12 protein-coding genes are annotated in these 12999 nt (G+C 68.4%); 5 read left to right on the top strand and 7 right to left on the bottom strand.

The window, feature by feature from the left end; translation table 11 throughout:
* Nucleotides 1-34: 34 nt before the first annotated feature.
* Both BMW54_RS01785 and BMW54_RS01780 read right to left on the bottom strand, forming a co-directional pair.
* Complete coding sequence (locus tag BMW54_RS01785; protein ID WP_090052471.1) at nucleotides 35-379, bottom strand: YkgJ family cysteine cluster protein; 345 nt, start codon at nucleotides 377-379, stop codon at nucleotides 35-37.
* A 4-nt stretch (nucleotides 380-383) separates the two neighbouring features.
* Nucleotides 384-1250, bottom strand: a complete 867-nt coding sequence (locus BMW54_RS01780; protein ID WP_090052469.1) for a KPN_02809 family neutral zinc metallopeptidase — start codon at nucleotides 1248-1250, stop codon at nucleotides 384-386.
* A 104-nt stretch (nucleotides 1251-1354) separates the two neighbouring features.
* Here BMW54_RS01780 and BMW54_RS01775 point away from each other — a divergent pair, with 104 nt between their 5' ends.
* Entirely contained in the window at nucleotides 1355-1783 is a 429-nt protein-coding gene (locus tag BMW54_RS01775) for an MAPEG family protein (protein ID WP_090052467.1), read from the top strand.
* 6 nt (nucleotides 1784-1789) lie between these two features.
* Here the strand turns inward: BMW54_RS01775 and BMW54_RS01770 are convergent, their stop codons facing one another.
* The gene (locus BMW54_RS01770; RefSeq protein WP_090052465.1) at nucleotides 1790-3367 is read right to left on the bottom strand and encodes a TerC family protein; all 1578 of its coding nucleotides are present in this window, start codon (nucleotides 3365-3367) and stop codon (nucleotides 1790-1792) included.
* A 121-nt stretch (nucleotides 3368-3488) separates the two neighbouring features.
* Between BMW54_RS01770 and BMW54_RS01765 the strand changes: the two genes are divergently transcribed.
* Nucleotides 3489-4265, top strand: a complete 777-nt coding sequence (locus BMW54_RS01765) for a CPBP family intramembrane glutamic endopeptidase (RefSeq protein WP_090052463.1) — start codon at nucleotides 3489-3491, stop codon at nucleotides 4263-4265.
* Here the strand turns inward: BMW54_RS01765 and BMW54_RS01760 are convergent.
* Nucleotides 4262-4858, bottom strand: coding sequence for a methyltransferase (locus tag BMW54_RS01760; RefSeq protein ID WP_090052461.1), 597 nt, complete (start codon nucleotides 4856-4858; stop codon nucleotides 4262-4264). The two genes, BMW54_RS01765 and BMW54_RS01760, sit on opposite strands and share 4 nt — an antisense overlap.
* Nucleotides 4859-4954: 96 nt before the next feature.
* Here BMW54_RS01760 and BMW54_RS01755 point away from each other — a divergent pair, with 96 nt between their 5' ends.
* Nucleotides 4955-5254, top strand: a complete 300-nt coding sequence (locus tag BMW54_RS01755) for a hypothetical protein (RefSeq protein ID WP_090052459.1) — start codon at nucleotides 4955-4957, stop codon at nucleotides 5252-5254.
* Nucleotides 5255-5273: 19 nt separating this feature from the next.
* Here the strand turns inward: BMW54_RS01755 and BMW54_RS01750 are convergent, their stop codons facing one another.
* The 3 genes from BMW54_RS01750 to BMW54_RS01740 all read right to left on the bottom strand — a co-directional run bounded on the left by BMW54_RS01750 (nucleotide 5274) and on the right by BMW54_RS01740 (nucleotide 10370).
* Complete coding sequence (locus BMW54_RS01750) at nucleotides 5274-7091, bottom strand: glycoside hydrolase family 15 protein (protein WP_217642582.1); 1818 nt, start codon at nucleotides 7089-7091, stop codon at nucleotides 5274-5276.
* 83 nt (nucleotides 7092-7174) lie between these two features.
* On the bottom strand, nucleotides 7175-9400 hold the full coding sequence (locus BMW54_RS01745; RefSeq protein WP_090052456.1) for a DUF5916 domain-containing protein: 2226 nt from the start codon (nucleotides 9398-9400) through the stop codon (nucleotides 7175-7177).
* An 82-nt stretch (nucleotides 9401-9482) separates the two neighbouring features.
* The gene (locus BMW54_RS01740) at nucleotides 9483-10370 is read right to left on the bottom strand and encodes a LysR family transcriptional regulator (RefSeq protein ID WP_090052454.1); all 888 of its coding nucleotides are present in this window, start codon (nucleotides 10368-10370) and stop codon (nucleotides 9483-9485) included.
* Nucleotides 10371-10590: 220 nt separating this feature from the next.
* Between BMW54_RS01740 and BMW54_RS01735 the strand changes: the two genes are divergently transcribed.
* Both BMW54_RS01735 and BMW54_RS01730 read left to right on the top strand, forming a co-directional pair.
* Nucleotides 10591-12009 carry an aldehyde dehydrogenase family protein gene (locus tag BMW54_RS01735; RefSeq protein ID WP_090052452.1) on the top strand — a complete coding sequence of 473 codons (1419 nt, stop codon included), beginning with the start codon at nucleotides 10591-10593 and terminating at the stop codon, nucleotides 12007-12009.
* Nucleotides 12010-12056: 47 nt separating this feature from the next.
* On the top strand, nucleotides 12057-12968 hold the full coding sequence (locus tag BMW54_RS01730) for a peptidylprolyl isomerase (RefSeq protein ID WP_090052450.1): 912 nt from the start codon (nucleotides 12057-12059) through the stop codon (nucleotides 12966-12968).
* Nucleotides 12969-12999: the final 31 nt, after the last annotated feature.

Here is a 12999-nt window from a genome sequence, read left to right as displayed (position 1 = left end):
GAAAGGCCCCGGAAACGGGGCCTTTTTTTTGGATTCAGGCCGCGAAGTCCGCCGGGGTCAGCGGTGGCTTGCCATGGCGGATGCGCGCCTTGTCGCACTGCGGGCTGGGCTGGCCGTTTTCCCACGCGGGCTGGAGGTCGTGGCACGGCGAAGGCCGCACCTCGTACACGCCGCAATGCGCGGCGACGCCGACCTCGCCGACGAGCGAGCGGCAACGCGGCTCGTACGCATTGGTGCCGTGCATGGCGACGCGATGCGGGTCGAGGTGTTCGGTCAGCGCGGCCGGCGTGATGCCGCCGGCCAGATCCGTTTCCATCCAGTGGAAGGCGACGCGGTAGGTCGCGCAGCATGCGCCGCAGCGCAGGCAGGGGTGAGTCATGGGTCTAGATCGAGCCTGAAAAGGTGTTGCACTTGCCGACGTCGCCGGATTCGAAACCGGTGCGGAACCAGTGTACCCGCTGCGCCGAGGTGCCGTGGGTGAACGAGTCCGGTACCACCCTGCCCTGCGCCTGTTCCTGCAGCGTGTCGTCGCCGATCGCCGTGGCGGCGTTGAGCGCGGACTCGATGTCGCCGTCCTGCAGCCACTGCAGGCGCTGCTGCGAACGGTTCGCCCAGACACCCGCGAAACAGTCGGCCTGGAGCTCCTGGCGGACGGAGAGGCCGCTCGCACCTTCGAGGCGCGCACCGCGACGGCGCGCGTCGCCGACCTTGTCGAACACGCCCGTCAGGTTCTGCACGTGGTGACCGACCTCGTGGGCGATGACGTATGCCCGCGCGAAATCGCCCGCGGCGTGGAACCGTGTCTGCATGTCCTGGAAGAAACCGAGGTCGAGGTAGACGCGGTGGTCGCCGGGGCAATAGAAGGGGCCGACGGCCGACGACGCCAAACCGCATGCCGTGCGCACGCCGCCACGGAACAGCACCAGCTTCGGCTGCTCGTAGCTCTGCCCGTTCGCCGCGAAGATCTCGCCCCAGGTGTCCTCCGTCTCGCCGAGCACGGCACGGACGAAATCCACCTGCGGATCGTCGCCGGCGGCCTGTCGCGGCGCCTGCTGCGTCTGTGTGGGCGCTCCCGCGCCGGGGTCCCCCTGGCCGAGCAGGGCCGTGGGATCCTTGAAGAAGACGAGGCCGAGGATGGCCAGCACGATGATGCCGCCGATACCGAGCCCGCGGCCGCCGAACGACGGCCCGCCACCGCCCTCGCCCGCGTCCTCCACGTTGTCGCTTCTACGGCCCTTGTTCCACAGCATGGCTGTTCCTCCCATGTAGGCGCCCTCTTTGGGACGCGCTCGGCATGATCGCACGGGCCGTTGCCGGTACACTCCGCGATCGATGACATCCCCCGGATCGTTTCATGACCAGTCAGCTCCCCGCCGTCGTTACCCTGCTCACCCTGCTACTGATGTTCGCCACGGTCTGGATGGTAGGCCGTGCCCGTGAACGTTATGGCATCAAGGCGCCGTCCATCTCCGGCGACCCGGCGTTCGAGCGGGCGTGGCGGGTGCAGATGAACACGCTCGAGAACGCGGTGATGTTCATTCCCGCGCTCTGGCTGGCGGCCCAGTACGTCGATCCGCTGTGGGCGGGCATCGCGGGGCTGGTCTGGCTGGCCGGTCGCGTGTGGTACGCCGTGGCCTACGTGCGCGACGCGAGCCGGCGCGGTCCCGGCTACATGGTCTCGATGCTGGCCTGGGCGGCGTTGATGCTGATGGCGGCCGGCGGCATGGGCATGGCCATCATGGAAAACGCCGCGACGCCGCCGGAAGACGCCGCGGCGCTCTGAGTTCCGTCACTCGTCGTCGTTCGCCAGCGCCATCACGCGCACGCGCTGGATGCGGGCGCCTTCCATCGCGGTGACCTCGAACTCCATGCCGTCGGCCTCGAAACGGTCGCCGGCCGTGGGCAGGCGACCCAGCTGCTGCAGCACGAACCCTGCCAGCGTCGAGAAGTTACCGTCGGCCGCACCCTGGAGGCGGTGACCCAGCAGGTGTTCCACGCGGCGCACGTCGAGGCTGGCGTCGAGCAGCCACGCACCGTCCGGCTCGCTCACCGCCGAGGGATCGCCCTCGCGCGTCTCGTTCGGGAACTCGCCCGCGATCACTTCCAGCACGTCGGCCGGCGTGACGAGGCCGAGGATGCTGCCGTACTCGTCGACCACCAGCGCCATCTGCAACGGGGCGCGGCGGAACTCGTCGATCAGGCGGAGCACGCTGAGCGACTCCAGCACCGTGACGGGCTTGCGGACCACGCCATCGGTGTCGAGCCGGCCGTGGTCGCCCAGGCTGGCGAGCAGGTCGCGCGAGGACACCACGCCCACCAGTTCGTCGAGGTCGCCGCGGGCGACCAGCATCCAGTGATGCGGCGATTCCCGGGCCTCGGCGAGGAGCGTCGCCGCGTCCTCGTCCGGATCCACCCAGACGATCTCCGTGCGCGGCGTCATGATCGAGCGCACGGGGCGCTGGGAGAGATCGAGCACGCCCTGCACCATTTCGAGTTCGTCCTTGCCGAAGACCGATGTTTCGGCCACGGCCGGCACGGCCTCGCCCTTGCCCGTATCGCCTTCCTCGCCGTCCGGCTTGCCGCCGAGCAGGCGCAGCACCGCCTTCGCGGTGCGGTCGCGCATCACGCGGCCACCCACCAGCAGCGAGCGGCGGCGATTGCGCCGCATCGTCTGGTTGAAGACCTCGATCATGATCGAGAAGCCGATCGCGGCGTAGAGGTAGCCCTTCGGGATGTGGAACCCGAAGCCTTCGGCGATGAGGCTGAAGCCGATCATCAGCAGGAACGAGAGGCAGAGGATGACCACCGTCGGGCGGGCGTTGACGAAGGTCGTCAGCGGCTTGCTCGCGGTGATCATCAGCGCCATCGCGATCACCACGCCGATCATCATGATGGAGAGGTGATCGACCATGCCGACGGCCGTGATCACCGAATCCAGCGAGAAGACGGCGTCGAGCACGACGATCTGCGCGACGACGAGCCAGAAGCTCGCGCGCCGGCCGGCCTTGCCGTCGTCGTGCTCCGAGGCCTCGAGGCGTTCGTGCAGTTCCAGCGTGGCCTTGAACAACAGGAACGCGCCGCCGACGATCAGGATGAGGTCGCGCCAGGAAAGCCCGAAGCCACGCCACTCGAAGAGCGGCTGCGTGAGCGTCACCAGCCAGGACATGGCGGCGAGCAGGCACAGGCGCATCACCAGCGCGAGGCCGAGGCCCAGCAGGCGCGCGTGGTCGCGCTGGCGGGCATGGAGCTTGTCGGCGAGGATCGCGACGAAGACGAGATTGTCGATACCGAGCACGATCTCCAGCACGATCAGCGTGAGAAGACCTGCCCAGGCCGATGGGTCGGCTAACCAGTCGAATGCGAACATGGGTCGGCGCGTCGGGGCGCCCGTTTTCCTCCGTCAGGGGTGGACCACTATACAGGCCTCGCGTGACGGTCTGTGCCGGTCGTCGCGTTGCGGGTGACGGGGGGCTTGGCTAGGCTGGCGCATGGCTTACGACGACACCTCCGCTTTTCCACCGACCAACCTCGCTCCCCCGCGCCGCGCTCCGGGCGTCATCGAGACGCTTCTGTGCATTGCCGCCTATTTCGCGATGCAGTTCGCCTTCGGCGGCCTGTTCGGCGGGCTCTCCATGCAGCTGACGCGCCTCTTCCCGGCGTCCGTGCCGGACGCGCCGGACCGCCTGATCGTGGTGGTCATCCTCACGCTGGCGTGCTCGGCCTCGCTCACCTACTGGCTGGTCCTGCGCCGCTGGGGACGGGCCCGGGCGCACGAGGCCGGTCCGGGCGGGCTCGGCTTCAACGCTCCGTCCGGTACGTACATCGCCATCGGCACCGCGATGGGTATCGCCGCGCCCATCCTGGGCGGGCTGTTGACCCAGCTGCTGGCCGGCGGGCACGAGGTGAGCCAGGCCGTTTCCGACATCGCCGACAAGGCCCACATCGTCATGCGCGTCGCGCTGTTGCCCGTGGTGGTGCTCGTCGGCCCCGCCGTGGAGGAACTGCTGTTCCGCGGCGCCCTGCTCTCCCTTCTGCGCACGCGCCTGGGCGACGGCTGGGCCATCGCGATCTCGGCCATCGTGTTCGGCACCGTGCACCTGCCCGATCTGGGCTGGCTCTGGTACGCCGTGCCCAACCTCATCCTCGTGGGCGTGTTCTGCGCCTGGCTCCGCGTGCGCAGCGGCTCGATCTGGCCGGCGTTCGTGACGCACGCGGCGAACAACGCCCTGGCCACGATCGCCTGGTTCACCGCCACGACGAGCTAGAAGGTTTCCAGCGCCGCCACGTGCCGGGCCAGCCGGGGGCTCGCGTAGCACTGCGAGCCGACGGGGATCAGCCCCACCTCGGCGAAGGCCCGGCGATACCACGCGGCCGGGCGACCGATGAACCCGTCGCGATCGCCGCCGGGATCGTCCTCGCGGGTGTAGACCTCGAGGAACGCGAGCCCTTCGACCATCTCGCCGATGCCGACCAGCCCGTCGCGGATCTCGGCGGGCTTGAGGTAGTGCATGACGTCGGTGCAGACGATCAGGTCGAAGCGGGTGTCGAAGCGCAGGTGGGCCAGCTGGCCGAACCGTGCCAGGCCGATGTCGCGGGACCGGCCGTAGCGCGCGACCGCGTATTCGCTGGCCTCCAGGCCACGGTAGGCGATGCCGGGGCGAAGGCGCCGCAGGACGGCGCGCCAGGGGGCTTCGCCGCAGCCGACGTCCAGCACGTTACGCACCGGGCGGCCGAGATAGAACTCGGCCTGGCCGAGCACCATGGCCACCTTGCGCTGCAGCTCGGCGGGCGAGCGGACGGCGTGGTCCGCGCTGCGGTACCACTTGTCGAAATACGCCTGGTCGTAGGTCTTGGTCATGGGCGGTATCGGCAAAGCATGCATGGTAGCGGGGCGTACACTTCAGGCATACATGGCCCGCCGCAGCATCCAACGATATCGAACCAGGAGACCGTCATGCCCCGTATCCAGCTCCGCATCACCGGCGACCGCGACGTCTTCGAGGACGTCCAGACCGCGATCCACGGCCTCGACCGGGTGGAGCGCGTCGAGGAGATCGACGATTTCATGAACGACTTCCGCGACGACTCGAGCTCGCAGAACCTGTCCGACGACATGAGCTCGCGCACGTACACGCTCGAAGTGGAAGTGCCCAACGAAAAGGTCGGCGAGCGCGTCCGCGAGGTCGCCGAGGAGACGGCCGGCACGCGCGAGGCCGCCATCGAGTTCGTCGACCCGGACGAGAACGAGATCTGATGCCGGGCGCGGCGCGCTCCTACGGTTGCCAGACCTGCCCCTGCGGGTTCGATAGCTGGCGATCGAGGTAGTACGCCGCGCTGATGAACGCCAGGTGCGTGAGGGCCTGCGGGAAATTGCCCAGCGGGTCCGAGCGCAGGCTGAGTTCCTCGGAGAACAGGCCGAGGTGGTTCGCGTACACCACTCCGCGCGCCATCACCTCGCGCGCCTCGTGCAGGCGTCCCGCCCGCGCCAGACACTCCACGTACCAGAACGTGCAGGTCGTGAAGGCGCCCTCCCCGCCGTCCAGCCCGTCCGCGTTGCGATAACGGAAGACCAGCCCGTCGTCCGTCAGGTGGTCCCGGATCGCATCGAGCGTCTTCAGCCAGACCGGATCCGTCGCCGAGACGAAACGCACCAGCGGCATCATGAGCAGCGACGCGTCGAGATCCACGCCACCTCGCGTCTGCACGAAGTAACCATGCTCCGGATGGCGGAAGTTCGCCCAGATGTCTTCGGCGATCCGGTCGCGATCGGCGGCCCACTCGACGAGTGGCCCCGGTAGCGAACGCTTGATCGCCAGGCGCACCGCCCGGTCGAGCGCCACCCAGCACATCAGGCGCGAGTGGAGGAAATGGCGCGACGCATCGCGGATTTCCCAGATGCCTTCGTCGGGCTCGTTCCAGTGCGCGCGCACGTGGTCGACGAAGCGCTTCACGTGCTCCCACTCCGCGTGGCTGATCGCGGTGCCGTACTTGTTGGAGAGGTACACGCTGTCCATCAGCTCGCCGTAGATGTCGAGCTGCGTCTGCGTGCGCGCGGCGTTGCCGATGCGCACGGGTCGCGATCCGGCATAGCCGGCGAGATGATCGAGCGTCGACTCCTCCTGCGCCTCCTCGCCGTCGAGCGCGTACATGATGCGCAGCGACGCTTCTTCGTCCAGGTCCATGATGCGTGCCGCCGTCCAGCGGCGGAAATGCTCGGCCTCCTCGATGTGACCAAGCCGCATGAAGGCGTAGACGGTGAACGACGCGTCGCGTATCCAGCTCGCGCGGTAATCCCAGTTGCGTTCCGCGCCCGTGGCCTCCGGCAGGCCGAACGTGGCCGCCGCCGCGATGGAGCCATGCTCGTGCGACGTCAGCAACTTCAGCACCAGGGCCGAGCGCTCCACGCGTTCGCGCCAGCGGCCACGATAGGTGGACCGCCGGGTCCACGCACGCCACGCGTTGGCGGTCGCATCGAGCGCCGCCGCGCTCTCGGCGACGTCCGGCGGATCGATGGCCTCGTCGCAGAGCGCGAACCAGACCTCGTCGCCCGGCCGCAGTTCGAACTCCGCGGAGGCCTCGCCGTCGCCGGCGAGCAAAGGCACGCTCGCGCCAAGCCGCAGCGAATGCGCGCCGTCATGGAACACCACGGTATCGCCGTACGCCTCCGCTTCCGGCACGCAGCGCGCGTAGTCGAGCCGGGGGCGGCAGCAGGCCCGGATGCGCACGGTACCCCGCTGCACGCGGATGCGGCGCATCAGGCTGCGCGGCACGCGGGCATCCGCATCGGGGTGCGGCATGAAATCGACCAGCTCCACGCTGCCCTCGTCGGCCATCCAGCGGGTCAGCAGGACGTTCGTCTCAGGGATGTAGAGCTGGATGTTCTTCGCGTCGCGCAATGCGGGCGAGATCGAGAACTCGCCGCCCTTGTCGGGATCCAGAAGCGACGCGAACACCGACGGGCTGTCCATGTGCGGCCAGCACATGAAGTCGATCGTGCCATCGAGCGCCACCAGCGCGGTGGTGTCCAGGTTGCCGATGATGCCGTGATCGCCGATGGTCCGGCCCGGCATCGGATTGGCTCGGTGTGGCACTGCGGTCTCCTTCGACGCTCGTCCGGCGAAGGAATGCCATAGGCCGCGTGAAGCCCGGCTCTACTCCCTGAACTGGTGGCGCGTCAGAACTCCAGCCGGTACGCCACCTTGACCAGTCCCTCGTTCACATCCTTCAGGCTGAAGCCGTGGCGGAACTGCGATCCGACATCGTCGTCGGTGTCGTCGCGATAGCCGCCACGGTTGTACACGACGTAGAGATTGGACAACGGTGCGATCTCGTAGCGATAGCGGATCTGGAACCCCAGATTCGCCACGCCGAGCCCGTCGATCGGCTCGTCGCTTGGTACCGTGCCGCCCGACGGCGTCACTTCGAGCCGCTGGCGCAGCGTCGCGCCCACCGCCAGCGTCTGAAGTTTGACCCGCAGCTCTTGCCGGTTGCCGAAGTTCCAGTTCACGCCGCTGTCGATGCCCACCGTGCGCCCGTCGAACGAGCCCACGAGGTTGTCATGCTGCCAGATGAGCCAGTTCGGGTCCCACTCGTAACTGGCCCCCGCGAAGACGCTGAAGGCGTCGGTGATGAAGTACGTGGGGGTGAACTTGAAGTAATAACTCAGCCGGTGGTAACCGGTGAGCTGGTTGCCCATGAGGACGCCCTCGGCCTCCCACGCCCAGCGACCGATGCGCGGACGATCGCGCTCGTAGCTGAGCCGCGCGGTCGGCGGCGTGCGCAGCGGGTGACTGCCGCGCGTCAGCAGGTCGTCGTACGCGGCGGTGAAGGTGTCCAGCCGCCACAACTCGTGTCCGCCGTCGCGGCGCTGGCTGTTGCGCTGGATGCGCAGCCGGCGGTTCACGGCACGGCCTTCGGTGTTGTGCAGCGCCGAGATCCGGTAGCGCCACAGGTGCGACGTATAGGCGGAATCCTCCGGCAGACCCGTGACGCGCCGACGCACCTCGTAATGCAGATACGTCATGTCGTTGCGCGGCAGATAGCCGAAATCGTCGATGTCCAGCCGTTTGCCGAAATACATGCCCAGCCATTGCTGGCTCCAGACATCGTTCATCTCCCAGAACGCGACGCTGGTCGCACCCAGGCCCGACGTGCCGGCCCCTGGCTGGTCGATCTTGCTGCCGACGATGTTGCTGGTGATCGTGAAGGCGCCGTTCGGTTGCCAGCGGTGATCGAAGCCAAGGACGTTCGCGTCGCGGTCGAGGTAGGGATGGCCGACGTGCGTGGCGAGCAGGCCGAATGTCTGCGTTCCCGCGTTCTGGCTGAGCCGGAGCGCCCCGAACGACCGCCCCGCGTCGCCCTTCTCCTGCGCGGTGAGGATGCCGTAACTGGTCGAGCCCACGCTGCCGTTGACCTTCACGGCCGCGGAGATGTCCGCGGCGCCGCGGCCGTCGTCGGAGGCGCCACCCACGCGACGGGTATAGACCAGCTGCGAGTCGTCGTTGAGCAGGCTGAAGTCGAAGATGCCCTGGTTTTCGGTGAAGAACGGACGCTTGTCGGTGAAGAACGTTTCCTCCGGCGAGAAGTTCACCACGAGGTCGTCGCTCTCCACCTGGCCGAAATCGGGATTGATCGTGGCGGTCAGCTGCGTCTGGCCGTTCGGCTTCCAGAGGATGTCCGCGCCTTCCTGGAACGACGCGCCGCCGTTCGCGCGGTCGACGCGTCCGACGACGTAGGGCGTCACGGCGAACAGCGACTGCGAATACGCCGGCAGCTCCACGCGCTGGAAGCTGGAGAGGAATCGCCCGCGATCGAAGCTGATCGCCGGCCACGCCATGCGCTCGCCCGTGCTGCCGATGACGCGGTCGATGTACAGCCCGATGGTGCGCGTTTCGCCGCCGGCCTTGCGCATCGGCGCGATGTACCAGGGGATCAGCACCTCGACCGAATAGCCTTCGGCGTCTTCGCTCACCGCATGGTCCCATCGCCCGTCCCAGTCGTAACTGAAATCCGATTCGTTGGTGATCACCTCGTCGGCGATGCCACCCTGCGACTTGATCTCGAAGTCGTAACCGACCCGGCCGTCCGCGTCGAAATCGACCATCACGTTGACGCGGTCGACGCTGGCGTCTTCGTCGCGCCGGCTCTGCTGGCGCGATCGCGGGATGTCCGGCGACTGCGTGACGCGTATCGCCACGGCGAGACCCTTCGGCGTCGACAGCACCCAGGCTTCGGTCGGCTGGCTGCCCGGCTTGCCCGTCATGGGCTGGGTGTCGCGGAAATCGGCGATCCGCCGCGCGCCGGCCCATTCAACGGGATCGATCCGGCCGTCGATCGTCACGTCCGCATGGACGGGCGCGGCGAGGCCGAGCAGGCAGGCAAGGAGGGCGCGACGGCGCATGCGGGATCCGGGGCGTGAGAACTTGCGGGAAAGGATGCCTGTCACGCCGCGAAGGTTTGCCATGACCCTTGGCACATGGCGCTCAGCCGGTCTCCCTGATGAGGTCGATCAACGCGCGGAGCGTCGCCGGCACGTGGCGGCGTCCCGGGTAGTACAGGCACAGCCGGTCGAACGACGGCGTCCAGTCGTCGAGCACGCGTTCCAGGCGTCCGGCCGCGAGCGAGTCGGCCACGTTGAATTCCTCGAGGTAGGTCAGCCCCAGCCCCGCTTCCGCGGCCGCGAGCATCAGCTCCGGCTCGTCGAGGGTCAGCGGGCCGTCGACGTCCACGGCGATCACGTCGCCGCGTTTTTCGAACTCCCAGTGGTAGATGTGCCCGGCCGGCATGCGCGCGCGGACGCAGGCGTGCCTCGACAGATCGGCGGGGCTGCGCGGCCTGCCGTGTTCCGCGAAGTACCCGGGCGAGCCGACGACGGCGAACCGCACGGGCGCGCCGAAGGGCACCGCGACCATGTCGCCGGGCACCGTGTCCGCGGTGCGGAAGCCCGCGTCGAAGCCCTCGCGCACGATGTCGATCAGCCGGTCCTCGGTGACCAGATCCAGATGCACGCCCGGGAAACGTCGCATGTAGGGAATCAGGTACGGCCGCATCACGCGGCGCGCGGCGCCGGCGGAGGTGTTGATCCGCAGGGTGCCCGACGGCTCGCCCGCCTCGTCGCCGGCGCGCTCGATGGCGCCGTGGATGTCCGCGAGCGCCGGGCCGATCTCCGCGACGAAGCGCTCCCCCGCCTCCGTCAGCCGGACGCTGCGCGTGGTGCGGTGGAAAAGGCGCGTCCCGATCCGCGTCTCCAGCGAAGCCACCGCCTGGCTGAGGGCCGACGTCGACATCTCCATCGCCGCCGCCGCCGCGCGGAAGCTGCCCTTCCGCGCCACCGCCAGCACGGCTTCCAGTTCGGTCAATCCCGGTCGCATTGTCCGCCCTCGCTTAACAGGTCATCCGCATTTGTCCGTCTTATCAGATTAATCGCGCGACTGCATCTTTGGGGAAACGGCACGTAGGAGCGCGCCCTGCGCGCGACATGGTCCGGGGCGATGACCCGGAGCTGGCGCGCGAATCCCGGGCCAGCGGCGAGAAGATGTCGCGCGCAGGGCGCGCTCCTACCCCACCCACCTGTTCCGAGGAGTTCCCCACATGCACATCATCAACCACGTCTACATCGACGGCGCCTTCGTCGTCCCCCACGGCGAGGAGCGCTTCGAGCTCTTCAACCCCGCGACCGAGGAAGTCATCGGCACGGTGCGCCTCGCCGACGCCGAGGATGCCCGCCGCGTGATCGCCGCCGCGAAGCGCGCGTTCCGAAGCTTCTCGCGCAGCACGGTCGAGGAGCGCGTCGCGTTGCTCCAGCGCATGCACGATGCGATCGCCGCGCGCGAGGACGACCTCTTCGAGGCGATTCGCCTCGAATACGGCGCCCCCGTGTCGCGCGGCAGCTGGATGGCGAAACACGCCTCGAGCGTCTTCCTCGACGCGATCGACACCCTGCGCCATTACGACTTCGAACGCCGCATGGGCATCGCCACCGTCGTCATGCAGCCGGTGGGCGTCGCGGGCCTGATCACGCCGTGGAACAGCAACGCCGGCTTCATCTGCGGCAAGCTCGCCACCGCCATTGCCGCCGGCTGCACGGTCGTCATCAAGCCCAGCGAGATGAGCGCGCTGCAGACGAAGATCGTGACCGAGGCGCTGCACGAGGCCGGCGCGCCGGCGGGTGTGTTCAACATCGTCACCGGTCGCGGCGACGTCGTCGGCGCGGAAATCGTCGGCAGCCCGGACGTCGCGAAGATCTCGTTCACCGGCTCCACCGCCGTGGGCAAGGGCATCGTCCGCGACGGCGCGGCGACGCTGAAACGCGTGACGCTGGAGCTCGGCGGCAAGTCGCCCAGCGTGATCCTCGACGACGCCGACTTCGGCAAGGCCGTGCCGCTCGCCGTCATGGCGGGGTTCAACAACAGCGGCCAGGCGTGCATCGCGGGCACGCGCATCCTCGTCCCCCGCGCGCGGCTGGCCGAGTTCGAGGCGATGGCGAAGGACGCCGTGGATGCCGTGGTGTCGGGGGATCCGAACGATCCGGCGACCACCGTGGGTCCCATGGTCAGCGCGAAGCAGTGGGAGCGCGTGCAGGGTTACATCCGCAAGGGCATCGACGAAGGCGCCCGGCTGCTCGCCGGTGGCGAAGGACGTCCGGACGGCCACGACCGCGGCTGGCTCGTGCGCCCGACCCTGTTCACGGACGTCACCAACGACATGACGATCGCCCGCGAGGAAATCTTCGGCCCCGTCCTGTCCATCATCGCTTACGACGACGAGGAGGAAGCGATCGCCATCGCCAACGACACGCCCTACGGTCTGCAGGCGTACGTGCATTCGACCGACGACGCCCGCGCGCTTCGCGTCGCCTCGCGGATCGACGCCGGCCGCGTGCTGATCAACACGCTGGCGCACGAGCCCAAGGCGCCGTTCGGCGGGTTCAAGCAGTCGGGCCAGGGCCGCGAATACGGCGTTCTCGGGCTCGAAGCCTATCTGGAGCCGAAGGCGATCCTGTCCGCCTGAGCGCCGCTCTGCTAACGTCCCCGGGGTCCATACACCCCGGGGATCCCATGCTCGCACGCACCTGCCTTGCCCTCGCCATCGCGCTCGCCGCCCTGCCCTCCCTCGCGGACGAGGCGAAGACGCCCACGCCCAAGGAACTGCTCGCGAAGGCCGCGCCCGCCGAGTGGCGGACGCCCGACCCGCAGAACCTCGTCTACATGGACCTGCCGCAGGGACGTGTCGTCATCGAACTCGCGCAGGCGTGGTCGCCGCTGCACGCGGCCAACATCCGCACGTTGATCCGCGAACACTATTTCGACGGCACGCAGGTCATCCGCGTCCAGGACAACTTCGTCACCCAATGGGGCGATCCCGACGGCGACGACAAGAAGAAGGCCAAATCGCTGGGTACGGCAAAGGAAACCCTCGCGCCGGAATTCACACGCAAGGACGGCAAGGCCTATCCCTTCACGAAGCTGCCCGACGGTGACGTCTATGCCGCGGAAGTGGGCTTTTCGGACGGCTTCCCCGTCGCTCGCGACGGCCAGGGCGAGGCCTGGATAACGCATTGCTACGGCACCGTCGGCGTGGCGCGCGACACGGGCGCGGAAACCGGCAACGGCAGCTCGCTGTACGCGATCATCGGACAGGCGCCGCGCAACCTCGACCGCAATCTCGCGGTCGCCGGCAAGGTGATCAAGGGCATGGAGATCCTGTCGGCCTACCCGCGTGGCGGCGAACCGATGGGTTTCTACGACACGCCGGCGCAGCGCGTGACCATCTCTTCCGTTCGCCTCGCCGCGGACGTACCGGAAGCCCAGCGCACGCCGATCCAGGTCCTGCGCACCGAGAGCAAGACGTTCGCCGCGCTGGTCGAAGCGAAGCGCAACCGCAGGGACGCGTTCTACACCCGCCCGGCCGGCAAGATCGACCTGTGCAACATCAACGTGCCGGTGCGCGACCCGTCGAAGAAATCCTGACGGCTGTGGCCGATGCGATCGGCTCCCACCC

The organism is Luteibacter sp. 329MFSha (assembly GCF_900111665.1).
Classification (GTDB): domain Bacteria; phylum Pseudomonadota; class Gammaproteobacteria; order Xanthomonadales; family Rhodanobacteraceae; genus Luteibacter.
Note: the sequence above shows the minus strand (reverse complement) of the source record. Positions and strands in the feature narration are given on the sequence as shown.